This window comes from Streptomyces sp. NPDC058758 (genome assembly GCF_042746075.1).
In the GTDB taxonomy this organism is placed as follows: Bacteria; Actinomycetota; Actinomycetes; order Streptomycetales; family Streptomycetaceae; genus Streptomyces.
This window is the reverse complement of record NZ_JBHYPS010000026.1, coordinates 1-20,785: the sequence shown is the minus strand read 5'-3', so window position 1 is coordinate 20,785 and position 20,785 is coordinate 1. Positions and strand designations below refer to the sequence as shown.

The 20,785-nt window shown below is 73.6% G+C and carries 22 protein-coding genes and 1 riboswitch; of the genes, 16 read left to right on the top strand and 6 right to left on the bottom strand.

Annotation, left to right across the window (positions count from 1 at the left end; all coding sequences use genetic code 11):
* Nucleotides 1–125 precede the first annotated feature (125 nt).
* Nucleotides 126–764: a TetR/AcrR family transcriptional regulator gene (locus tag ACFW6A_RS26195; protein ID WP_386643349.1), complete on the bottom strand. Its 639-nt coding sequence runs from the start codon at nt 762–764 to the stop codon at nt 126–128.
* A gap of 136 nt (nt 765–900) precedes the next feature.
* Here ACFW6A_RS26195 and ACFW6A_RS26190 point away from each other — a divergent pair, with 136 nt between their 5' ends.
* On the top strand, nt 901–1,935 hold the full coding sequence (locus tag ACFW6A_RS26190) for an ABC transporter permease (RefSeq protein ID WP_386643346.1): 1,035 nt from the start codon (nt 901–903) through the stop codon (nt 1,933–1,935).
* Between the two features lie 147 nt (nt 1,936–2,082).
* On the opposite strand, the gene ACFW6A_RS26185 is transcribed toward ACFW6A_RS26190, so the two are convergent.
* Nucleotides 2,083–2,382 (bottom strand): type II toxin-antitoxin system Phd/YefM family antitoxin, encoded by a 300-nt coding sequence (locus tag ACFW6A_RS26185; RefSeq protein ID WP_386487056.1) that lies wholly within the window; start codon nt 2,380–2,382, stop codon nt 2,083–2,085.
* A gap of 58 nt (nt 2,383–2,440) precedes the next feature.
* Between ACFW6A_RS26185 and ACFW6A_RS26180 the strand changes: the two genes are divergently transcribed.
* The 4 genes from ACFW6A_RS26180 to ACFW6A_RS26165 all read left to right on the top strand — a co-directional run bounded on the left by ACFW6A_RS26180 (nt 2,441) and on the right by ACFW6A_RS26165 (nt 4,953).
* On the top strand, nt 2,441–3,064 hold the full coding sequence (locus ACFW6A_RS26180) for an ATP-dependent Clp protease proteolytic subunit (protein WP_386487053.1): 624 nt from the start codon (nt 2,441–2,443) through the stop codon (nt 3,062–3,064).
* 7 nt (nt 3,065–3,071) lie between these two features.
* A complete protein-coding gene (locus tag ACFW6A_RS26175; RefSeq protein WP_351851754.1) occupies nt 3,072–3,377 on the top strand; it encodes a hypothetical protein in 306 nt (101 codons plus the stop codon).
* A gap of 314 nt (nt 3,378–3,691) precedes the next feature.
* Nucleotides 3,692–3,898: riboswitch (cyclic di-AMP (ydaO/yuaA leader) on the top strand.
* A 3-nt stretch (nt 3,899–3,901) separates the two neighbouring features.
* The gene (locus ACFW6A_RS26170) at nt 3,902–4,378 is read left to right on the top strand and encodes a C40 family peptidase (protein ID WP_351851756.1); all 477 of its coding nucleotides are present in this window, start codon (nt 3,902–3,904) and stop codon (nt 4,376–4,378) included.
* Between the two features lie 131 nt (nt 4,379–4,509).
* Entirely contained in the window at nt 4,510–4,953 is a 444-nt protein-coding gene (locus tag ACFW6A_RS26165) for a cytidine deaminase (RefSeq protein ID WP_351851758.1), read from the top strand.
* An 18-nt stretch (nt 4,954–4,971) separates the two neighbouring features.
* Here the strand turns inward: ACFW6A_RS26165 and ACFW6A_RS26160 are convergent, their stop codons facing one another.
* A complete protein-coding gene (locus ACFW6A_RS26160; protein WP_351851760.1) occupies nt 4,972–5,418 on the bottom strand; it encodes an ATP-binding protein in 447 nt (148 codons plus the stop codon).
* A gap of 187 nt (nt 5,419–5,605) precedes the next feature.
* On the bottom strand, nt 5,606–6,784 hold the full coding sequence (locus ACFW6A_RS26155) for an 8-amino-7-oxononanoate synthase (RefSeq protein WP_351851762.1): 1,179 nt from the start codon (nt 6,782–6,784) through the stop codon (nt 5,606–5,608).
* 156 nt (nt 6,785–6,940) lie between these two features.
* Between ACFW6A_RS26155 and bioB the strand changes: the two genes are divergently transcribed.
* The 7 genes from bioB to ACFW6A_RS26120 all read left to right on the top strand — a co-directional run bounded on the left by bioB (nt 6,941) and on the right by ACFW6A_RS26120 (nt 13,920).
* A complete protein-coding gene (gene bioB, locus ACFW6A_RS26150; protein WP_386643341.1) occupies nt 6,941–8,194 on the top strand; it encodes a biotin synthase BioB in 1,254 nt (417 codons plus the stop codon).
* A gap of 9 nt (nt 8,195–8,203) precedes the next feature.
* Nucleotides 8,204–9,484 carry an adenosylmethionine--8-amino-7-oxononanoate transaminase gene (locus tag ACFW6A_RS26145; RefSeq protein WP_386643439.1) on the top strand — a complete coding sequence of 427 codons (1,281 nt, stop codon included), beginning with the start codon at nt 8,204–8,206 and terminating at the stop codon, nt 9,482–9,484.
* A gap of 79 nt (nt 9,485–9,563) precedes the next feature.
* A complete protein-coding gene (gene bioD, locus ACFW6A_RS26140) occupies nt 9,564–10,280 on the top strand; it encodes a dethiobiotin synthase (protein WP_386643338.1) in 717 nt (238 codons plus the stop codon).
* Between the two features lie 79 nt (nt 10,281–10,359).
* Nucleotides 10,360–10,704, top strand: a complete 345-nt coding sequence (locus ACFW6A_RS26135) for a VOC family protein (protein WP_386643335.1) — start codon at nt 10,360–10,362, stop codon at nt 10,702–10,704.
* 233 nt (nt 10,705–10,937) lie between these two features.
* Nucleotides 10,938–11,363 (top strand): GNAT family N-acetyltransferase, encoded by a 426-nt coding sequence (locus tag ACFW6A_RS26130; protein ID WP_351851770.1) that lies wholly within the window; start codon nt 10,938–10,940, stop codon nt 11,361–11,363.
* Between the two features lie 200 nt (nt 11,364–11,563).
* Nucleotides 11,564–12,904, top strand: a complete 1,341-nt coding sequence (locus ACFW6A_RS26125; RefSeq protein ID WP_351851772.1) for a hemolysin family protein — start codon at nt 11,564–11,566, stop codon at nt 12,902–12,904.
* On the top strand, nt 12,901–13,920 hold the full coding sequence (locus ACFW6A_RS26120) for a hemolysin family protein (RefSeq protein ID WP_351851774.1): 1,020 nt from the start codon (nt 12,901–12,903) through the stop codon (nt 13,918–13,920). Before ACFW6A_RS26125 ends, ACFW6A_RS26120 begins: the two co-directional genes overlap by 4 nt.
* 199 nt (nt 13,921–14,119) lie before the next feature.
* Here ACFW6A_RS26120 and ACFW6A_RS26115 read toward each other — a convergent pair whose 3' ends face one another.
* Nucleotides 14,120–15,220: a maleylpyruvate isomerase N-terminal domain-containing protein gene (locus tag ACFW6A_RS26115; RefSeq protein ID WP_386643331.1), complete on the bottom strand. Its 1,101-nt coding sequence runs from the start codon at nt 15,218–15,220 to the stop codon at nt 14,120–14,122.
* A 64-nt stretch (nt 15,221–15,284) separates the two neighbouring features.
* On the opposite strand from ACFW6A_RS26115, the gene ACFW6A_RS26110 reads away from it, so the two are divergent.
* From ACFW6A_RS26110 to ACFW6A_RS26095, 4 genes are all read left to right on the top strand, one after another.
* A complete protein-coding gene (locus ACFW6A_RS26110; protein WP_386480913.1) occupies nt 15,285–16,067 on the top strand; it encodes an SGNH/GDSL hydrolase family protein in 783 nt (260 codons plus the stop codon).
* A gap of 111 nt (nt 16,068–16,178) precedes the next feature.
* On the top strand, nt 16,179–17,621 hold the full coding sequence (gene purB, locus ACFW6A_RS26105; protein WP_351851780.1) for an adenylosuccinate lyase: 1,443 nt from the start codon (nt 16,179–16,181) through the stop codon (nt 17,619–17,621).
* A gap of 62 nt (nt 17,622–17,683) precedes the next feature.
* A complete protein-coding gene (gene mug / locus ACFW6A_RS26100; RefSeq protein WP_386643327.1) occupies nt 17,684–18,232 on the top strand; it encodes a G/U mismatch-specific DNA glycosylase in 549 nt (182 codons plus the stop codon).
* Between the two features lie 128 nt (nt 18,233–18,360).
* Nucleotides 18,361–19,518: an ROK family transcriptional regulator gene (locus ACFW6A_RS26095; RefSeq protein ID WP_351851784.1), complete on the top strand. Its 1,158-nt coding sequence runs from the start codon at nt 18,361–18,363 to the stop codon at nt 19,516–19,518.
* A 220-nt stretch (nt 19,519–19,738) separates the two neighbouring features.
* Here the strand turns inward: ACFW6A_RS26095 and ACFW6A_RS26090 are convergent, their stop codons facing one another.
* The gene (locus tag ACFW6A_RS26090) at nt 19,739–20,479 is read right to left on the bottom strand and encodes a GntR family transcriptional regulator (protein WP_386487033.1); all 741 of its coding nucleotides are present in this window, start codon (nt 20,477–20,479) and stop codon (nt 19,739–19,741) included.
* Nucleotides 20,480–20,785 lie beyond the last annotated feature (306 nt).

Below are 20,785 nucleotides of genomic sequence, written 5' to 3'. Positions count from 1 at the left end.
GCTGCGGACCCTACCGACCGTCAACACCTTGTTGAACAGCGGAGATGCGGTGGACGGCCGGACATTGCACGTTAGGGCGGAAGTTTTTCCGGCGCGTTAACTCCGGCTTTGCGATTTCATGATCGTCACACCGAGGGGGGTGGGGTCGCCCGGGCGCCGGCGCCCATCGACATGAGGCCGCGCAGGCCCTCCCCGAGGACCCCGGTCTCGACGTCCCCGAAGAGCGCCTGCTGGGCGATGAAGCCCTGGACCGCGGCGATGAGGGTGCGGGCCAGGTCCGCCGAGGAGACGTCCGCGGTGAACATGCCGCTCGCGCGGTAGGCGTCGAAGAGTTCGGCCCAGAGCGCGCGCATCGCGTCGAAGCCCTGCGCCAGGGCCTTCGCGAGGGTCTCGTCCCGGAGGGTCTCCGCCCACACCTGGATGATCAGCCGGGCGAAGGCCTGCCGGTCGGCGCCGGTGATCCGCTCCTCCAGGACGATCGTCATCACGCGGACGACGAGGACGTCGGGGGTCGGCGGCGGGTTCGACGCGGTCGCCTCGACGAAGGCGCCGCGGACGCTCGCGAAGGTCTCCTCCGCGATGGCCTGGATGAGCTCGTCCTTGCTCCGGAAGTAGCGGTAGACCGCACCGGCGGAGAGGCCGGCCTCGGTGAGCACGTCCTGCATGGAGGTGGCGTGGAAGCCGTTGCGGGCGAAGCAGCGGGCGGCGCCGTCGAGGATCTGGCGGCGACGGGCGTCGAGGTGTTCCTGGGAGACACGGGCCATGCCCCGAAACTAAAACGAATATTCATTCTTGACAACTTCGCCGCCCGGGCGGACAGTGGGCCCTACCAAAAACGAACGATCCTTCTCTTTGAGGGAAGCCGCCCGCACCCCTCCCGACCTGCGAATCGAGGCCGTCATGTCCTCCGCCACCGCTCCCGCCGCGGGGCGCACGACCCTCGCGGTGCTCCTGCTCGTCCCCGTGCTCGCCACCCTGCTCCTGTGGACCTTCGCCTGGCCCGCCGCCCGCACCGCGCCGCGCGACCTCCCCGTCGGGATCGCGGGCCCGGCGGCGGCGGCCGACGGACTGGCCCGCGAACTCGGCCGGCACGAGGGGGCCTTCGAGATCCACCGGTACGAGGACGCCGCCGCCGCGCGCTCCGCCGTCGAGGCCCGCGAGGTCTACGGCGCGGTGGTCGTCACCCCGGCCGGCCCGGAACTGCTGACCGCGTCCGCCGGCAGCCCGGTCGTCGCCGGGCTGCTGCGCGAGGCGGTCACGGCGGGCGCCGCCGGGGGCGGGACCGTAGCGGTCACCGACGTCGTCGCCCCGCCCGCGGCGGACCCGCGCGGCACCGTGCTCGGCGCCGGCCTGCTGCCGCTCGCCGTCGCGGGCGCCGCGGCGGGCGCGGCCTCCCTGTTCCTCGGACTGCGCGGGGCGCGCGCCGCGACCGCCCTCGTCGGCGCCGCCGCGCTCGCGGGCCTCGCCGGCGCGGCGCTCACCCACAGCTGGCTCGGCGCCCTGGCCGGAGACTGGTGGGCGGAGGCCGGGGTCTTCGCCCTCACCGTGCTGGCCGTCGGCGCGACCTTCGCGGGTCTCGCCACCCTGCTCGGCAAGCCCGGCCTCGGCCTCGCCGCGGTGCTCACCGTGCTCGCCGGCAACGCCTTCTCCGGCATGGGCAGCGCGCCGGAACTCCTGCCGAGCGGCATCGGCCTCCTGGGCCAGTGGCTGCCGCCGGGGGCGGGCGGCCAGGCGCTGCGCTCCGTCGCCTACTTCGACGGCGCCGCGGCGGGCGGTCCCGTACTGGTCCTCTCCCTCTGGGCGGTCGCGGGCCTCGCCGCGGTGGTCCTGGGCGGGCGACGGCGCCGGACGGAGGCGGCACCCGCACCGGTACAGGCTTCCGCCTCCCCCACCACCCCCTCCCCTTCGACCTCCGCCCCGGCTTCGGCGGGCTGATCCGCCGCACCACGAAGACGGCCGCGTGCCCCCGCCGTAGCGGACGGGGGCACGCGGCTTCCATATGTCCGTATACAGGGGGCACGCCAAGGAAACCGCGAGGCGGGGGCCCGCGACGGAGGGTGCGGGACGGGGACGCGCCGGAGGTCAGTCGGCGCCGGGCTCGCGGTGGCGGGCGGCGATGCCGAACCGGCGCTGTTCACCGGTGGCGGAACCGAGAACGCCCGGACCGGACATACCCGACAGGGAGCTGATCACCAGCTCCTCGGCCTCCTCCGGCGCCTCGACCTCCAGTTTCTCCAGTCGCTCCAGGTCAGCGGCGGAGACCAGGGCCACGAGCGGCTTCCCGTGGCGGGTCACGACCACGCGCTCGCCGCCGTACACCACGCGGTTGATGAGGTCGGCGAGCTCCGCCCGCGCTTGCGTCACCGGGATCTCGTAGGTCATGCTCCTCATCTTACGGTCTGTACGTCCTGTACATTTTTTACAGAAGGAGGTGCCAGTCATGGACGCACGTCACGTTCTGCCGGAGTTCTCGGAACGGACCCCGTACGGAGCCCGGACCCTGGACCCGTACGCCAAGCTCCTGGAGAACCGGATCGTCTTCCTCGGCACCGCGGTCGACGACACCGCCGCGAGCGACGTGATCGCCCAGCTCTTGTACCTCGACCACGCGGAGCCGGGGCGGGACATCGCGCTGTACCTCAACTCCCCCGGCGGCTCGATCACCGCCATGACCGCGATCCACGACACGATGCGCAGCCTGGCGAGCGACGTGGAGACGACCTGCCTCGGCCAGGCCGGCTCCACGGCGGCGGTCCTCCTCGCCGCGGGCGCGCCGGGCAAGCGCATGATGCTGCCCGGGGCCCGGGTGACCCTGCGCCAGCCGGTGCTCGACGAGCCCCTCACCGGCAGCCCCTCCGACCTGGACCTCCAGGCGCGCGAACTGCTGCGCATGCGCACCGTGATGACGGAGCTCCTCTCCGCCCACACCGGCCGGGAGCCGGGGGAGGTCTCCGCCGACACCGACCGCCTGACCGTCCTCGACGCGCCGGCCGCGCGTGCGTACGGTCTGGTCGACCACATCGTCAGCGACCGGCGGGCCGCCTCCGCCCCGTCGGCCCGGTGAGGCCGCGATGGTGCCGGAGCTTCCGCCGCTGCCCGCCCTGACCCGCGCCGAGGGGCAGTTCATCGACGCGTACCTCGAAGTCGTCGACCTTCTGGGGAAGATCAATCCATCCAGGGGTTCGCATACCTATGGGGCCCTGCGCGCCGCCCAAGCGCTGGTCGGACGTGCGGACGCGCTGCGCGAGGCCCTGACGCTCATGCATATGCGGGGCGAGAGCGAGGTCCACGCCGAGACATTGGCGTGCGCGCTGCGGGTGTTGGACGGCGAGCGGCGCGCGGCCCGCGTCACCGTGCCCGGAACGCGGGCCAGTTGACATTCCGACGTGTCGTGTCGAGCCCCGTACGGCCGACACGAGACGCAGAAACCCTCCCCCGTTCGGCGTAGCCGGGGGATCGGCAAATCAAGCGTGCGAGTTGCGCAACAGGTGTACGCATTTGGCGGAATGAGACATTCCGACGCTGGTACGGGCCTCGTCGCCCAAACCCCGGACGATCACGAAACCCTCTTGTCCACCCGTATGGATCAGTCGTGAGGAGCCTCACATAACGTCGTTTCCGCTCGGTTTTCGCCCGACCCGTGGGTCAAGATCCTCGACGACGACAAGCCCCCGCCACCCAGGCGGGGCGGTCCGGGCGGACGCCGAGTCCTGCCGCCGTCCCGGACGTCTGGTCGACAGGATTGGACCGGCAGGAGTGGAGGACCCGAGCAGTACGGGTCGACCGCGTTGAATCCCCAGCGCGGCCGTCCCTTGGGGTGAAGCCGCAGCCGCGGCCGGGCATCTTCGCCTGCCCGAACCCGACAGGTCATCCTTCACAGGCGGCTGACGAAGGGTTGCGCATGACTGCGCAGATGCATGTCCCGTCCCTGCTGTCCCGGGCCGGAGCCGTCTCGGCTCTCACCCTCGCCGCCGTCGGCGGCACGCTCCTCGCCCCGGGAGCGGCCCCGGAAGCCCAGGCAGCCACCTCCCACGCGACGAAGGCACTGGGCGTCGCCGCGTCCAAGAAGGGCGCGCCCTACCGGTACGGCGCGGCGGGTCCCACCCGCTTCGACTGCTCCGGGCTCACGCTCTACGCGTACAAGAAGGCGGGAAAGTCGCTGCCCCGCACCGCGCAGCAGCAGTACAACAAGACCCGGCACATCTCCGCCTCCAGCCGGCAGAAGGGCGACCTGGTCTTCTTCCACTCGGGCGGCAGGGTCTACCACGTGGGGATCTACGCCGGTAGCGGCAAGATCTGGCATTCGCCCAAGACCGGCTCCTGGGTGAAGCTCGACCGGATCTGGTCCTCGAAGGTCTACTACGGCCGCGTGCGCTGACCCCGCGGCGCCTGCGGTCGTGTCCCCGGGTGCGGTGGCGCCGCCGCACCCTCCCGCAGGCGCCGCGCACCCCCCCCTCGACCCGGCGGGGACCCTGTGCAATCGCCCTGTCCCTTTCCTAGGATGCGGCGATGACCCTCGACCAGGCCCTCGTCGACGCCGCCGTCGCGCAACTGGACCGCCGCTGGCCCGCCGACGAGCCCGGCGGAGCCGCCGCCGTCCGCCTCGACGACGGACGGATCCTGACGAGCGTCGGCTTCGACAACATCCACCCGAGCGTCGCCCTGTGCCAGGAGACCGGCGCGTACTGCCAGGCCTACACCCTCGACCGCAGGGTGACCGCCACCGTCTGCGTCTTCCGCGACCCCGAGGACGGCCGGTACGTCATCCTGCCGCCGTGCGGGGTCTGCCAGGAGCGACTCGCGCTCTGGGGTCCCGACGTCGAGGTCGCCGTCCCCGATCCCGAGGACCCGACCCGCTGGCTCTCCCGCAGGCTCGCCGAGGTCAACCCGTACTACTGGGCGCGTCACTTCGCCGGCGGCGCATGGCCCTCGACCGCGATGCACTCCGAGTGAACGAGGGCGGCGGAGGATTCAGCAGGCGGGAACGGCGGCGGCCGCGACGGCGGCCCACGGCAGCGTGATCCACACGGTCTTGCCGCCCTCCGCGGTCGGCGTGAACGAGAGCCGCCCGCCCGCCTCCGCAGCGAGGACCCGGATGATCACCATGCCGCGGCCGTTGTCCTGCTGGACGGCGGCCGGAAGCCGGCGCGGGAAACGCGGATGGCTGTCGGTGACGCCCACCCGCAGGACCTCCTCGCGATCGAGGCGCAACTCGACGGTGAAGGTGGGCGACTGCCCGAAGGTGTGCACCACCGCGTTGGTCGCCAGCTCCGACACCATCAGCCGGACCGCGTCGGCCGCGTCCGCGCCGTCGTCCAGACCCCAGCGCCCGAGCACCTCCGCCACGAACCTCCGCGCCGCGGCGACCGAGGCGGGTTCGCTCGGCAGAGTGACGGATGCTTCTTGGTGATCTGCCATGGCGACGTCGTCCCTTTCCCGCCGGGGCCGTCGCCCCGGACCGCGCTCCGCGACACACTGCCACCGATCGGGCGCCCCGGTGGGCCGTTCTCCCGAGATATGCCCCGTTCTGTCGCCCGAAGCGGTGAACTCTCGCCTCTCGAACCGACCTTGGGCACCTGCCCAAGGCACTCCGCGCGGCCCCGGCTCAGCGCGCCCCGGCCGGCGCGGTCCGCACGATCGTCGCGACCGCCCGCTCGACCTCCGCGTCCGTGAGGTCCGCGCGGGCCGTCAGCCGCAGGCGCGAGATCCCGTCCGGCACGGACGGAGGCCGGAAGCAGCCCACCGACAGGCCGTGTTCACGGCAGTCGGCGGCCCACCGCAGCGCCTCCCCGGGCCCCGGTGCGCGGACCGAGACCACGGCCGCGTCCGGCCGGGCCGAGGTGAATCCGGCCTCGGTGAGCATCCTGTGCACGGTGACGGCGACCGTGCGCGCCCGCTCGGCGAGGCCCGGGTCGGCGGCGATCAGCCGCAGGCTCGCCAGCGCCGCACCGGTGGCGGCCGGGGCGAGGCCGGTGTCGAAGATGAAGGTGCGCGCCGCGTTGACGAGGTGCTCGATCACCCGCGCGGGCCCGAGGACCGCGCCGCCCTGGCTGCCCAGCGACTTGGAGAGGGTGAGGGTGGCCACCACGTCCTCGTCGCCGGCGAGGCCGGCGCCGTGGAGCGCCCCCCGGCCGCCCGCGCCCAGCACGCCGAACCCGTGGGCGTCGTCGACGACGAGCCCGGCACCGTGGTCACGGCAGGCGGCGGCCAGTTCCTCCAGCGGGGCCCGGTCGCCGTCGACCGAGAAGACGGAGTCGCTCACGGCGAGCGCCCGCCGCCCCGGATGCGCCTCCAGCGTCTTGCGTACGGCTTCGGGGTCGGCGTGCGGGACCACCGCGGCCTCCGCGCGGGCCAGCCGGCAGCCGTCGACGATCGAGGCGTGGTTGGCAGCGTCGGACACGATCAGCGCGCCGGGGCCGCCGAGCGCGGTGAGCGCGGCGAGGTTGGCGGTGTAGCCGGAGGAGAAGACGAGGGCGGCCTCGAAGCCGCAGAACGCGGCGAGTTCGCGTTCCAGCGTGCCGTGCAGCTCGGTCGTGCCGGTGACGAGGCGCGAACCGGTCGCGCCGGCCCCCCAGCGGCGGGCGGCCTCGGCCGCGGCGCCGGTGACCTCGGGGTGCCGGGTGAGACCGAGGTAGTCGTTGCCCGCCAGGTCCAGCAGGTCCGACACGGCCGGGCGCGGGCGCAGGGTCCGGACGAGCCCGGCCTCGGCCCGGCGGCGGGCTTCGGCACCGGTCCAGTCGAAGGCGCTGCGGCGCGCGGGCGGGGTCGGCTGGGCCTGGGACATGCGGCGTTCCTTTTGTCGGCACCTTTTGTAGGCAGCGCACAGACCCTAACGGCAGGAGGCCGGGGCCGGGATGTGGTCATACACACACCTCGATCGGGACCGTTTGTTCAGATCCTCCTTGGCCGAGGGGTGTGCGGTAGGCAAGGATCAGCCCTTATGGACCTGCTGAACACGCTGGTGGAGAAGGGGCTGCGGCGCGAGTCGCCGACCCGTGAAGAAGCGCTCGCCGTGCTGGCGACCTCCGACGACGAACTGCTCGATGTGGTGGCGGCGGCCGGCAAGGTGCGCCGTCAGTGGTTCGGGCGGCGGGTGAAGCTGAACTACCTCGTCAACCTGAAGTCCGGCCTGTGCCCGGAGGACTGCTCGTACTGCTCGCAGCGGCTCGGCTCCAAGGCCGACATCCTCAAGTACACGTGGCTGAAGCCGGACGAGGCGTCCGAGGCGGCGGCCGCGGGCATCGCCGGCGGCGCCAAGCGGGTCTGCCTGGTGGCGAGCGGCCGCGGGCCGACGGACCGTGACGTCGACCGCGTCGGCAGGACCATCGAGGCCATCAAGGAGCAGAACGAGGGTGTCGAGGTGTGTGCCTGCCTCGGCCTGCTCTCCGACGGCCAGGCCGAGCGGCTCAAGACGGCCGGCGCCGACGCGTACAACCACAACCTCAACACCTCCGAGGGCACGTACGGCGGGATCACCACCACCCACACCTACGCGGACCGGGTGGACACCGTGCAGAAGGCGCACGCCGCGGGCCTCTCGGCCTGCTCGGGCCTGATCGCGGGCATGGGCGAGACCGACGAGGACCTGGTCGACGTGGTGTTCGCGCTGCGCGAGCTGGACTCCGACTCGGTGCCGGTCAACTTCCTGATCCCCTTCGAGGGCACGCCGCTGGCGAAGGAGTGGAACCTCAGCCCGCAGCGCTGCCTGCGGATCCTCGCCATGGTCCGCTTCGTCTGCCCCGACGTGGAGGTGCGGATCGCGGGCGGCCGCGAGGTCCACCTGCGGTCGATGCAGCCGCTGGCGCTGAACATCGCCAACTCGATCTTCCTCGGCGACTACCTCACCAGTGAGGGCCAGGCCGGCAAGGCCGACCTCGACATGATCGCGGACGCCGGCTTCGAGGTGGAGGGCGCGGGCACCACCACGCTGCCCGCCCACCGTGCCGACGCCCTCGCGGCGGCGGGCACCGGCGGCGGCTGCGGTTCGGACGCCGCGGCGGACGGCTGCGGTTCCGGGGCGCCGGCCGGCTGCGGCTCGCACGCGGACGCGGCGGCCGGTGGCGGCTGCGGCCCCTGCGGCGGCCACGCGGAGACCCCCGCCGAGCCCCCGGCGTCCGCCGCGTCGGACGCCCGTACCGACCTGGTGGCGGTGCGCCGCCGCGGCGCCGGCACGGACCTCGCGCCGAACGCGTAACGGGTGACGATGCGCAACGACGAACTCCTCGCCCTGGACCGGGCGCACGTCTGGCATCCGTACGGCCCCATGCCGGGCCGTGCGGAGCCCCTCGTGGTCGCGTCCGCGTCCGGTGTGCGTCTGCACCTCGCGGAGCCGTCCGAGGGACGGTCGGAACTGGTCGACGGCATGTCCTCGTGGTGGTCGGCTGTGCACGGCTACAACCACCCGGTGCTCAACGAGGCGGCGCGCGAACAGCTCGGCCGGATGAGCCACGTCATGTTCGGCGGGCTCACCCACGAGCCGGCGGTCCGCCTCGCGGCCCGGCTGGTCGAGATCACGCCCGAGCCGCTGCGGCACGTCTTCCTCAGCGACTCCGGTTCCGTCGCGGTCGAGGTCGCCGCCAAGATGTGCCTCCAGTACTGGCGTTCGCTCGGCCGCCCCGGCAAGCGGCGGCTGCTGACCTGGCGCGGCGGCTACCACGGCGACACCTGGCAGCCGATGTCGGTGTGCGATCCCGAGGGCGGGATGCACCAGCTGTGGTCCGGCGTGCTCCAGCGGCAGGTCTTCGTGGACGAGCCGCCGGCCGCGTACGAGGAGACGTACGCGGAACTGCTCCGCACCACGATCGCGCGGCACGCGGACGAACTGGCCGCGGTGATCGTGGAGCCGGTGGTGCAGGGAGCGGGCGGCATGCGCTTCCACGACCCGGCCTATCTGCGGGTGCTGCGCGAGGCCTGCGACGCCCACGGCGTGCTCCTCGTCTTCGACGAGATCGCGACCGGCTTCGGCCGCACGGGCACGCTGTTCGCCGCGGACCAGGCCGGCGTCTCGCCCGACGTGATGTGCCTGGGCAAGGCGTTGACGGGCGGCTACCTGTCGATGGCGGCGACGTTGTGCACCCGCACAGTGGCCGACGGCATCTCCCGGGGCGAGGTGCCGGTGCTCGCGCACGGGCCGACGTTCATGGGCAACCCGCTGGCCTCGGCGGTCGCCTGCGCCTCCATCGACCTGCTGCTGTCCGGGGACTGGGCGCGGGAGGTCAAGCGGATCGAGACCGGACTGCGCGACGGCCTCGCCGGCGCCGAGTCCCTGCCGGGCGTGCGGGACGTGCGGGTGCTCGGCGCGATCGGCGTCGTCCAGCTCGACCACGAGGTCGACATGGCGGCCGCGACGCGGGCGGCGGTACGGGAGGGCGTCTGGCTGCGCCCCTTCCGGGACCTGATCTACACGATGCCGCCGTACGTGACGGAGGACGCCGACCTGGCCCGGATCTGCGCGGCGGTGCGTGCCGCCGCGACCGCGGGCTGAGCCCGCCGGGCCCGCGCCCGTCCCCACGACGCGGGGCGGGCGCGGGCGCCAGGGGGAAAGACGGACAGAGAGGAACAACATGAGCATCGTCGTCGTCAGCGGGACGGGGACGGAGATCGGCAAGACGGTCGTCACGGCGGCCGTCGCCGCCGCGGCCGTCGCCGCCGGACGCACCGTCGCGGTCCTCAAGCCCGCGCAGACCGGCCTCGCGCCCGGTGAGCGGGGCGACGCGGACGAGGTGGTGCGCCTCTCGGGCGCGAAGACCGCCGCCGAGCTGGCGCGCTATCCGGAGCCGCTCGCCCCGGGCACGGCCGCCCGGCGCGCGGGGATGCCCCAGGTCGGCGCCGAGCGGGCGGCGGAGGCGGCACGCGCGCTCGCCGCGGAGCACGACCTGGTCCTCGTCGAGGGGGCGGGCGGCCTGCTCGTCCGCTTCGACGACGACGGCGGGACGCTCGCCGACGCGGCCCGGCTGCTCGGCGCCCCCGTCCTGGTGGTCGCGCCGGCCGGACTCGGGACCCTGAACTCGACCGCGCTCACGGCGGAGGCGTTGCGGGCGCGCGGCATCGAACAGCTCGGCGTCGTGGTGGGCAGCTGGCCGGCGGAGCCGGACCTCGCCGCGCGGTGCAATCTGGCCGACCTGCCCGAGGCGGCCGGCGCGCCGCTGCTCGGCGCGGTGCCGGAGGGCTCCGGCGCGCTGGACCCGGCGGCCTTCCGCGCGGCGGCGACCGGCTGGCTCGCCCCCGCGCTCGGCGGCACGTGGGACGCGGACGCGTTCGGTCGCGCGGCCGGTGCCTGAGGCCCAGCCCGAGCCCGAGACCCGGGCGACTCCCCCGCACTCCGCTCCCGCGCGTCCCCTCCCTCCGTAGAGTGAGGGGATGCGCGCACACGTACAGGAGCTCGTCCTCGACTGCGGCGATCCGGCCGCCCTGGTCCGCTTCTGGGCGGGGCTCCTCGGCGGCGAACCCGTCGACCGCGGTCCCGACTGGTCGTACGTGGATCCGCCCGGTTTCGTACGCATCGCCTTCCAGCGCGTGCCCGAGGGCAAGGCCGGGAAGAACCGGCTGCACCTCGACGTCGAGGTGGCCGATCCGGCGGAGGCCGCCGACGCGGTGTCCCCGCTCGGCGCGGTCCGCGTCGGCGGTCTCGTCACCGACGCGCAGGGCTCCTTCCAGGTGATGCGGGACCCCGAGGGCAACGAGTTCTGCTTCGTCACGGGATAGACGGCGGCGAAACCGGCCCCGGCCGGAGCGGAGCGGACGCCGGCCCCCGCCGGCCTCGGGCCCGGCCCCGTGCGGGCCCGGCAGGAGCGGGACGGATGACGGAGCGGGACAGATGACGCCCCCGCCGGGTCCCTGCTCCCGCCCCCGCCCGGGCCCGGCTCCCGCCCCGTCCGTGCCCGTCCACGCTGCGGAATGTACTGGCCAGGCCCGTACCCGCGTGGTGGGATCGTGCCGTGATCGACCTACAGATTCGTGCCGCCGCACCGACCGACGCCGACGCCGTGCTCTCCTTCTGGCGGGAGTCCGCCGAGGGCACCTCCATCTCCGACGACCTCGACGGAGTGAAGCGGCTCCTCGACCGCGACCCCGAGGCGCTGATCCTCGCCCTGGACGGCGACCGGATCGTGGGCTCCGTGATCGCCGGCTGGGACGGCTGGCGCGCCTCGCTCTACCGGCTCGCCGTGCTCCCCTCGTACCGCAGGCGCGGCATCTCGAAGACGCTGCTCCAGGCCGCGGAGGAACGGTTCGCCATGCTGGGTGGCCGCCGTGCGGACGCCATGGTCCTGGAGGCGAACGAACGCGCGCACCAGGCGTGGGCCGCGGCGGGATACGAGCGCCAGGACACCTGGCGCCGTTGGGTGAAGCCCTTCACGGGGTGATCGGCCCGCCGTTTTGCCGATCCTTTACCATGGGGTCTCCCTCAGAAGACCAAGACGACCGAAAGGTGTGAACGTCCGCCCATGGGCGAGCCTCCCAGTAGCACTGGTTCCTCCCTGTCCCAGAGCACACGTTGCGATCACCGCGACCGACATCGCGCACTCCGAGCCCCCCGGGCCGATCATGGGACGGAGGTGAACCGATGACCGAAGTGCTTCTGCTCATGGTGGCCCTGCTGCTCTCGCTCGCGTGCGGCGCGTTCGTGGCGGCGGAGTTCTCCCTGACCACCGTCGAACGGGGCGAGCTCGAAGCGGCCGCGGAGCGCGGCGAGCGCGGCGCGGCCGGAGCCCTCAAGGCCGTCAGGTCGCTCACGTTCCAGCTCTCCGGAGCCCAGCTGGGCATCACCGTGACCAACCTGGTCGTCGGCATGCTCTCCGAGCCCTCCATCGCCGCGCTCATCAAGGGCCCGGTCGAGGCGCTCGGCTTCTCCGCCTCCGTGGCCTCCTCGATCGCCCTGGTCATCGGCACGGCACTGTCCACCGTGGTCCTCATGGTGGTCGGCGAGCTGGTCCCCAAGAACTGGGCGATCTCCTCGCCCCTCGCGGTGGCCAAGGTCGTGGCAACCCCACAACGCGTCTTCACGGCCGCGTTCAAGCCGCTGATCAGCCACCTCAACAACACCGCCAACCGGATCCTGCGCCGCCTCGGCATGGAGCCCGCCGAGGAGCTGGCCTCCGCCCGCTCCCCCCAGGAGCTGGTGGCGCTCGCACGCCACTCGGCGAAGGAGGGCGCGCTGGAGGCGGACACGGCCGAGTTGTTCGTCCGCACACTGAACCTCGCGGAGCTGACCGCCGAGAACGTGATGACGCCGCGCGTCCAGGTGACCGCCCTGGAGGTCCAGGCCACCGCCGAGGACGTCGCGAACGCCACGCGCGCCACCGGCCTCTCCCGCTTCCCCGTCTACCGGGGCAACCTCGACACCGTCGTGGGCATCGCCCACATCAAGGACGTCCTGGCCATACCCGCCGACCAGCGGCGCCTGCGCCGCGTCGGCGACATCGTGCGCGAGCCGCTGCTCGTGCCGGAGACGCTGACCGTGGACAAGCTGCTCGACCGGCTGTCCGGCAAGCAGACGATGGCCGTCGTCATCGACGAGTACGGCGGCACCGCCGGCGTCGCGACCCTGGAGGACATCGTCGAGGAGGTCGTCGGCGAGGTGCGCGACGAGCACGACCCGCACGAGACCCCCGACCTGGCCCGCGCGGGCGAGGACGAGGATGGCCGCGCGCTGTGGTCGGCCGACGGAGCCGCTCGTACCGACCAGTTGGAACGGATCGGTCTGCGCGTGCCCGACGGGCCGTACGAGACCCTCGCCGGCGTCCTCGCGACCGACCTGGGCCGCATCCCGGCGGTCGGCGACACCGTGGAACTGGGCGGCTGGCGCCTCGACGTCGTCGACGCCTCCGGGCGCCGCGCCGCGCGCGTCCTGCTGCACGCGCCGCTGCCCCGGGAAGAGGACGAGACCGGGGAGGCCCTCCGATGACCGCGATCCAGCTGCTGATCGGCCTGCTCACGCTGGTCGTGAACGCCTTCTTCGTCGGCGCGGAGTTCGCCCTGATCTCGGTCCGGCGCAGCCAGATCGAGCCGCTCGCCGAGTCCGGCGACCGGCGCGCCCGCAGCGTCGTCTGGGGCCTGGAGCACGTCTCCGCGCTGCTCGCGGCGGCGCAGCTCGGCATCACGCTGTGCACCCTGGTGCTCGGCATCGTGGCCGAGCCGGCCATCGCGCACCTGCTGGAGCCGGTCTTCGACGCCATCGGCGTGCCGCACGGCCTGGTCCACCCGATCTCGTTCGTGATCGCGCTGACCGTGGCCACCTACCTGCACATGCTGCTCGGCGAGATGGTGCCGAAGAACATCGCGCTCGCCGAGCCGGCCAAGACCGCGCTGCTCCTCGGCCCCCCGCTCGTGGCCCTGGCGCGCGCCCTGCGGCCGGTGATCTTCACCATCAACGCCTTCGCGAACGCGCTGCTCAAGCTGCTGCGGGTGGAGGCCAAGGACGAGGTGTCGGCGACGTTCTCGGACGACGAGCTGGCCCGGATGGTCACCGACGCGAGTGACGCCGGCCTGCTCGACGACCGCGCGACGGAACGTCTGCACGACGCCCTGGAGCTGGGCCGCCGTCCGGTACGGGACGTGGTCAAGCCGGTGGAGAAGGTCATGTACGCGCAGGTGGGCACCACACCCGAGGAGCTGGAAGCGCTGTCCGCCGAGTCGGGCTTCTCCCGCTTCCCCGTCGTGGACTCCGACCGCCGGATCCTCGGCTACCTCCACGTGAAGGACGCCCTGGACATCACGCCGCGCGACCTTCCGTTCCCGGTGTCGGCGCTGCGGCCGATCGCCCGCGTGCGGGCGGCGACCCCGATGGACGACGTCCTGACGGCGATGCGCCGCAGCCGTACCCACCTGGCCGCCGTGCTCGACGAGGACGGCAAGCTCGCCGGCCTGGTGACGATGGAGGACGTGCTGCGCGAACTGGTGGGGCGCCCCACGGCACCGTGACCCCATGACGCCGTGACGCCACGCGCAGGGAAGGGCCCTGGGATCTCGGATCCCGGGGCCCTTCCCGCGCCCGCGGGGAGAACGGCCGCGTGCCGGCGAGGGGTGACGCCGCGCGGGCGGTTGACGCCGCACCGGCCCGGCGGCGGCGCCTCGTCCGCCGTCGGAACGCGCCGTCAGAGCGCGCCGCCAGAAGGCACCGTCAGAGCGCGCCGGCCGCGAGCCAGTCGTCCAGGAGGTCGCGGTCGCCGGTGAGGGTGAAGCGCGCGTCGTCGGCGTCGTACCGCCGGTGGAGCAGGAGCAGCAGGTCGCCCGCGTCCGCCGTCACGGTCGCCGTCACCGCCGTCGTCGCTGTTGCCACCGTCGCCCCCGTCGACGCCGTGGCCCGGGCCGTCGCCGGCTCGCCGCCGTCTCCCCGGCTCCACGTGAAGCCGCCCCCGCCGAGCACCAGCGTCCAGACGGCGCCGCTGTCGCGCGCGGCCAGGCGCAGGACCGCGCCGTCGCGGTCGAGGTGGGCGAGCGGTTCGGCGATCCACGGGATGTACGGGGCGGTGGTGAGGTAGTGGTCGAGCGCCTCGGCGGCCGTGCCCGGGTCGAGCGGTCCGGCCGCCCCGCCGAGCGCGATCTCGGCGTCGGCGAGGTGGACGACCGTCTCGGCGAGGACGTGGCGCGGGTAGTGCCGGACGTACGGGTCGGCGCCCGGCGACCACACGGGCGCGGCCGGGTCGGCGGCGCGCGCCGCGGCGGTGAAGCCCTCGGCACGGGCGGCGAACCAGCCGGGGTACGAGGCAGGGTCGGCGGGCGGGTCCAGCGGAAGCTCGCCGGCCCGGACGCGGGTGGCGGGGCGGGCGGTCACGAGGTGCTCGGCCCAGCCGTGGAGGGCGCCGAGGTGACGGGTCAGGTCCCCGAGGTTCCAGCCGGGGCAGGTCGGGACGGGCGTGGCCGGATCGGTGCCGCGGACGGTCTCCGCGTACCGCCGCGCCTGCTCGGCGACGGCTTCGACGGTCGCGAGGTGGGCGTCGTCCCCGGCGTCGCCCCCGCCGCCGGCCCGAAGCCCGAAGCCTTCGGAGACCGCGAGCAGCCGCTGCCGCCGGGCGCCGGACGGCTCGCGCAGCGCGGCCTCGTGGAAGAGGCGGTCCAGGGCGCGCCGGTCGGCGGTGCCGAGGCCTGCCAGGACCTTGCCGGTGTCCTCCAGCCAGGCCGTGGCCGCGTCGGGGTCGAGCACCTCCTCGTCGCTGGTCTCGACCGCCGTCACCAGCCCGGCCAGTGCCTCGGCCAGCGCGTTCAGGAGCGCGTCGCTCATCGGGTTTCCCCTCCCGGGTTCTCCACGGCACCCGCGCATACCGCGCGGTATGATCGGCTCCGCCATGGAGATCAATGCCACGTACAACAGTCTCGTCGCCGTCGGGGACAGCTTCACCGAGGGTATGTCGGACCTGAGGCCCGACGGTTCCTACCGGGGGTGGGCGGACGTCCTCGCGGGCCGGCTCGCGGCCCGCGCGCCGGGCTTCCGGTACGCGAACCTCGCCGTCCGCGGGAAGCTCATCGGACAGATCGTCGAGGAGCAAGTCCCCTTGGCCGCAGGGATGGAGGCCGATGTGGTGACCCTCGTCGGCGGCCTCAACGACACCCTGCGCCCCAAGGTCGACATGGGCCGCGTGAAGGGCCTTCTGACCGAGGCCGTGGAACGCCTCACACCCTCCTGCGGGCAGCTCGTCCTGATGCGCAGCCCCGGCCGGAACGGTCCGGTCATGGAGCGCTTCCGGCCCCGGATGGAGGAGCTCTTCACGCACATCGACGAGCTGGCCGCCCGGCACGGCGCCCTCGTCGTCGACCTGTACGGCGTGCCCGCCCTGGGCGATCCCCGCCTGTGGGACGTGGACCGGCTGCACCTCACCGCCGACGGCCACCGGCGGGTGGCCGAAGCGGTGTGGCAGACGCTGGGGCTCGCGCCCGAGCTCGACTGGCGCACCCCGCTGCCGGCCACCGCGCCCCCCGGCTGGCTCACCCGCCGCGCCGCGGACGCCCGGTTCGCGCGGGAGCACCTCGGCCCGTGGATCGGCCGCCGGCTGACCGGCCGCTCGTCCGGGGACGGCCGCCCGCCGAAGCGGCCCGAGCTGTTGCCGTACGAGACGCGGTCGGAGGTCTGAGCGGATCGCGGGCACCGGCGCGGAGCCGCGGCGCGTGAGCTGCGTCTCGTAGCAAGCTCCAGCCGGGACCACGGCGCTGGCCTGCAGAAATCACCAGTAAACTCTGGACACGTGACTGCTGCGACTGTGAAGCCCCGTATCCCCAACGTCCTGGCCGGCCGCTACGCCTCCGCGGAGCTCGCCGTCCTCTGGTCCCCCGAGCAGAAGGTGAAGCTGGAGCGCCAGCTGTGGCTCGCCGTGCTGCGTGCCCAGAAGGACCTCGGGATCGAGGTTCCGGACGCGGCGATCGCCGACTACGAGCGCGTCCTCGACCAGGTCGACCTCGGTTCCATCGCGGAGCGCGAGAAGGTCACCCGGCACGACGTGAAGGCGCGCATCGAGGAGTTCAACGCCCTCGCCGGTCATGAGCACGTGCACAAGGGCATGACCTCGCGCGACCTCACGGAGAACGTCGAGCAGCTCCAGATCCGCCTCTCCCTGGAGCTGGTCCGGGACCGCACGGTCGCCGTCCTGGCCCGTCTGGGCAAGCTGTCGGCCGAGTACGGCGAGCTGGTCATGGCTGGGCGCTCGCACAACGTCGCCGCGCAGGCCACCACGCTCGGCAAGCGCTTCGCGACCACCGCGGACGAGCTGCTCGTGGCGTACGCCCGCCTGGAGGAGCTGCTCGGCCGCTACCCGCTGCGCGGCATCAAGGGCCCGGTCGGCACCGCCCAGGACATGCTCGACCTGCTCGGCGGCGACGCCGGCAAGCTCGCCGAGCTGGAGCAGCGGATCGCCGGTCACCTCGGCTTCGCGCACGCCTTCACGTCCGTCGGCCAGGTCTACCCGCGCTCGCTCGACTACGACGTCGTCACCACGCTGGTGCAGCTCGCCGCCGGGCCGTCGTCGATCGCCAAGACGATCCGCCTGATGGCCGGCCACGAGCTGGTCACGGAGGGCTTCAAGCCCGGCCAGGTAGGCTCCTCCGCGATGCCGCACAAGATGAACACCCGCTCCTGCGAGCGCGTCAACGGCCTCATGGTCATCCTGCGCGGTTACGCCTCGATGACCGGCGAGCTGGCCGGCGACCAGTGGAACGAGGGCGACGTGTCCTGCTCCGTGGTCCGCCGCGTGGCCCTGCCGGACGCGTTCTTCGCGCTCGACGGCCTGCTGGAGACCTTCCTCACCGTGCTCGACGAGTTCGGCGCCTTCCCGGCCGTCGTCGCCCGCGAGCTCGACCGCTACCTCCCGTTCCTCGCCACCACCAAGGTCCTCATGGCCTCGGTCCGTGCCGGCGTGGGCCGCGAGCTCGCCCACGAGGCGATCAAGGAGAACGCGGTGGCCTCCGCCCTCGCCATGCGCGAGCAGGGCGTCGAGCGCAACGAGCTGCTCGACAAGCTCGCCGCCGACGACCGCATCCCGCTGGACCGCGCCCAGCTCGACGAGCTGATGGCGGACAAGCTCTCCTTCACCGGTGCGGCCGCCGACCAGGTCGCGACCGTGGTGTCCCGGATCGAGGAGCTCGCCAAGCAGCACCCCGAGGCCGCCGCGTACACGCCCGGGGCGATCCTCTGACCCGGACCCGCCGGTTCACCCGTGAGGAACTGGAGGCCGCCCGCGACCACGTCGTCCCCGACGTGGTCGCGGGCGGCCTCGCCGTTCTCTTCTGCGGCATCAACCCGGGGCTGATGACCGCCGCGACCGGCCACCACTTCGCCCGCCCGGGCAACCGCTTCTGGCCGGTGCTCCACCTCTCCGGCTTCACCCCGCGGCTGCTCCGCCCCGACGAACAGGACGAGCTGCTCGCGTACGGCCTCGGCATCACCAACGTCGCCGCCCGGCCGACCGCGCGCGCCGACGAGCTGAGCCGCGAGGAGTACGTCGAGGGCGGCCGCGTCCTCACCGAGAAGGTCCTGCGGCTGAAGCCCCGCTGGCTCGCGGTCGTCGGCGTCACCGCGTACCGCACCGCGTTCGGCGAACCGAAGGCGGCGATCGGCCCGCAGGAGCGGACCATCGGCACGACGCGGATCTGGGCGCTGCCCAACCCGAGCGGGCTCAACGCGCACTGGACGGCGCAGACGATGGCGGAGGAGTACGCCCGCCTCCGCCGGGCCGCCGGCCTGCCGCCCGCGACGGCACCGGCGCCGGACGCGACGACGCCTCCGACCCCGCCGACGACAGGCTGACCGCCGGCGCCGCCTCGGGCCGGAGCGGGGCGGATGTGGCTCGGGGGCGGGGCGGGGGCGGCCCTCGCCGCTTCCGGAACCATTGAGTACCATCCGCCTGAGACGGGCACGAGCTGGGAGGACACACGGTGGGGCGGCTGACCGGCGGGGATCCGTCTCTGCTGCGGCGGATCAATTCCGCCGTGGTACTCCATGCGCTGCGGGGCTCCGACGCGCGCACGCTGACGGACCTGACCCGGATCACGGGCCTGTCCCGGCCCACCGTCGAGGGCGTCGTCGAGGGACTCATCGAAGGCGGCCTCGTCGTCGAGACCGCGCCCGAGGAGGGCGAGGCCCGGCGCCAGGGCCGCCCGGCCCGGAGGTTCCGCTTCCGCGCCGAGGCCGGCCATCTGCTCGGCATCGAGATCGGCCCGCACCGCGTCGCCGCCCTCCTCTCCGGCCTGGACGGCCGGATCATCGGCGCCGGCGCGCGCGAGGTGTCGGAGACCGCGGCCGAGGACGAGCGCCTGGACAAGGTGCGCACGGTCGTCGCCGACGTGCTGCGCCGCGCCGGCGTGCCCCGGTCGAACCTGCGCGCGGTCGGCGTGGGCACCCCCGGCATCGTGGAGGCCGACGGCACGGTACGGCTCGGCACCGCGCTGCCCGGCTGGACGGGCCTGGCGCTCGGCGAGCGGCTGCGCCGCTCCTTCCGCTGCCCGGTGATCGTGGAGAACGACGCCAACGCGGCGGCCGTCGCCGAGCACTGGAAGGGCGCCGCGACCGACTCGGACGACATCGTCTTCGTCCTCGCCGGGCTGAGCCCCGGCGCGGGCTCGATGATCGGCGGCCGCCTGCACCGCGGTTACGGCGGTGCGGCGGGCGAGATCGGCGCCCTGCACCTCCTGGGTCGCGGAGTGACGCCGGAGCACCTGCTGTCGACGACCGACGAACCGCTGCACCCGCTGGACGAGCAGGCGGTGGCGGAGGTCTTCGCGCTGGCGAAGAAGGGCGACGCACGGGCCGAGGCCGCCGTGGAGCGCTTCATCCAGCGGCTGGTGCACGACGTCGGGGCGCTCGTCCTCGCGCTCGATCCGGAGCTGGTGGTGGTCGGCGGCTGGGCGGCCGGCCTGGACGGCGTACTGCAGCCGCTCCGCGAGGAACTGGCGCGCTTCTGCCTGCGTCCCCCGCGGGTCGTACTGTCGCTGCTCGGCGAGGCCGCCGTCGGAACGGGCGCGCTCCGGCTCGCCCTCGACCACGTCGAGGAGCAGCTGTTCGCGGTCGAGGGCAGCGTGGCGCCCCGGCGCTAGGGCGCCGGGGCGGCGCGAAACCGAGGCGAGCGCCGAAGTACGGCGGTGATCTCACCGAGCGCCGCCATCGGACGGAGACCTCTGGAACACGGACACGGTGAACGCGATGCCCCGGCCTTGAGAGGCCGGGGCATCGCGTTCACCGAGGGGCACCCGCCGGCCGGAACCGGGCCGAGCGAGTCGGCCGGTCGGTCAGCCCGCCCGTCAGTCGGTCAGTCGGTCAGGAGGCCATCGCCAGGACGCCGGTGTCGCCGAAGGTGAGGCGGCAGGTGTCGGCGCGGTACGTCGCGACGGAGACGGCCGCGGTACGGCCGCCGGAGAGGTAGCGGGTCGTGACGACCAGCACCGGCGAGCCGGGCAGTCGGTCCAGCTCCTTGGCGTCGTCGGCGCGCGCGGAACCCAGCTCCACCGAACGGTCCTGGCCGTCGAGGGCGAGGTGCTGGAGCTCGCGCAGGACGCCGCGGGCGCCGGCGGAACCGGCGGAAGCGTCGACGGCGGTGAGCCCGGCGACCGAGGAGGCGGGCACGTAGAGGAGTTCGGCGGCGACGGCCTGCCCCTGGCTCAGGCGCACGCGGCGCACGATGTGCACGTCCTCGCCGGCGGGGGTCTCCAGCAGTCGCGTGACGGCGACGGGCGCCGTACCGAGGACCGAGTCCTGGGCCTGCCAGGCGTCGTCACCGACTCCGGGCCACGCCTGCTGCGTGGTCGAGACGTCGACGCCGACGCGCGGGGGCGCGACCGTGGTGCCGACACCGCGCCGCCGCTGGAGGCGGCCTTCGAGTTCGAGCTGCTCCAGAGCCTGGCGGAGCGTGGCCCGGGCGACGCCGAAGCGGGCCGCGAGCTCGCGCTCGTTGGGCAGGATCTCGCCGACCGCGAAGTCGGAGTCGAGAGCCTCGCCGATCACCGTCTTGAGGTGCTGGTACTTCGGTTCCTGGACCGATTCCAGCTGCGTGGTCCCCACCCTGTCCTCCGCAATTCGCCGTGTCCCGCGGCGTTTCCGCGCCCTTGTTTATTAAAGGTTCCTGCACTAACTCTGCGACCATAAGGCGAGCCACCCCCTTGGTCAAGACCAATCCTCCGCCGAACGTCCGGAAATGTGACCCTCTGACCTTGATCGTTCACAGGACGTTCGCACCTCCGTGAGGCGCGGGGGGGGGGGGTGCCCCCCCCCCCCCCCGCGGGGGGGGGGGGGGTGCGTCGCCGGGGGGGGGGGCCAGGGGGCGGCGGCACAAAATGGGAAGGACCAGATCCAGTGACTTATAAACAA

Coding starts and splice junctions, on each gene's coding strand:
- ACFW6A_RS26195 (WP_386643349.1), bottom strand. CDS start 764: ATGGCCCGTGTCTCCCAGGAACACCTCGACGCCCGTCGCCGCCAGATC.
- ACFW6A_RS26190 (WP_386643346.1), top strand. CDS start 901: ATGTCCTCCGCCACCGCTCCCGCCGCGGGGCGCACGACCCTCGCGGTG.
- ACFW6A_RS26185 (WP_386487056.1), bottom strand. CDS start 2,382: ATGACCTACGAGATCCCGGTGACGCAAGCGCGGGCGGAGCTCGCCGAC.
- ACFW6A_RS26180 (WP_386487053.1), top strand. CDS start 2,441: ATGGACGCACGTCACGTTCTGCCGGAGTTCTCGGAACGGACCCCGTAC.
- ACFW6A_RS26175 (WP_351851754.1), top strand. CDS start 3,072: ATGGTGCCGGAGCTTCCGCCGCTGCCCGCCCTGACCCGCGCCGAGGGG.
- ACFW6A_RS26170 (WP_351851756.1), top strand. CDS start 3,902: ATGACTGCGCAGATGCATGTCCCGTCCCTGCTGTCCCGGGCCGGAGCC.
- ACFW6A_RS26165 (WP_351851758.1), top strand. CDS start 4,510: ATGACCCTCGACCAGGCCCTCGTCGACGCCGCCGTCGCGCAACTGGAC.
- ACFW6A_RS26160 (WP_351851760.1), bottom strand. CDS start 5,418: ATGGCAGATCACCAAGAAGCATCCGTCACTCTGCCGAGCGAACCCGCC.
- ACFW6A_RS26155 (WP_351851762.1), bottom strand. CDS start 6,784: ATGTCCCAGGCCCAGCCGACCCCGCCCGCGCGCCGCAGCGCCTTCGAC.
- bioB (WP_386643341.1), top strand. CDS start 6,941: ATGGACCTGCTGAACACGCTGGTGGAGAAGGGGCTGCGGCGCGAGTCG.
- ACFW6A_RS26145 (WP_386643439.1), top strand. CDS start 8,204: ATGCGCAACGACGAACTCCTCGCCCTGGACCGGGCGCACGTCTGGCAT.
- bioD (WP_386643338.1), top strand. CDS start 9,564: ATGAGCATCGTCGTCGTCAGCGGGACGGGGACGGAGATCGGCAAGACG.
- ACFW6A_RS26135 (WP_386643335.1), top strand. CDS start 10,360: ATGCGCGCACACGTACAGGAGCTCGTCCTCGACTGCGGCGATCCGGCC.
- ACFW6A_RS26125 (WP_351851772.1), top strand. CDS start 11,564: ATGACCGAAGTGCTTCTGCTCATGGTGGCCCTGCTGCTCTCGCTCGCG.
- ACFW6A_RS26120 (WP_351851774.1), top strand. CDS start 12,901: ATGACCGCGATCCAGCTGCTGATCGGCCTGCTCACGCTGGTCGTGAAC.
- ACFW6A_RS26115 (WP_386643331.1), bottom strand. CDS start 15,220: ATGAGCGACGCGCTCCTGAACGCGCTGGCCGAGGCACTGGCCGGGCTG.
- ACFW6A_RS26110 (WP_386480913.1), top strand. CDS start 15,285: ATGGAGATCAATGCCACGTACAACAGTCTCGTCGCCGTCGGGGACAGC.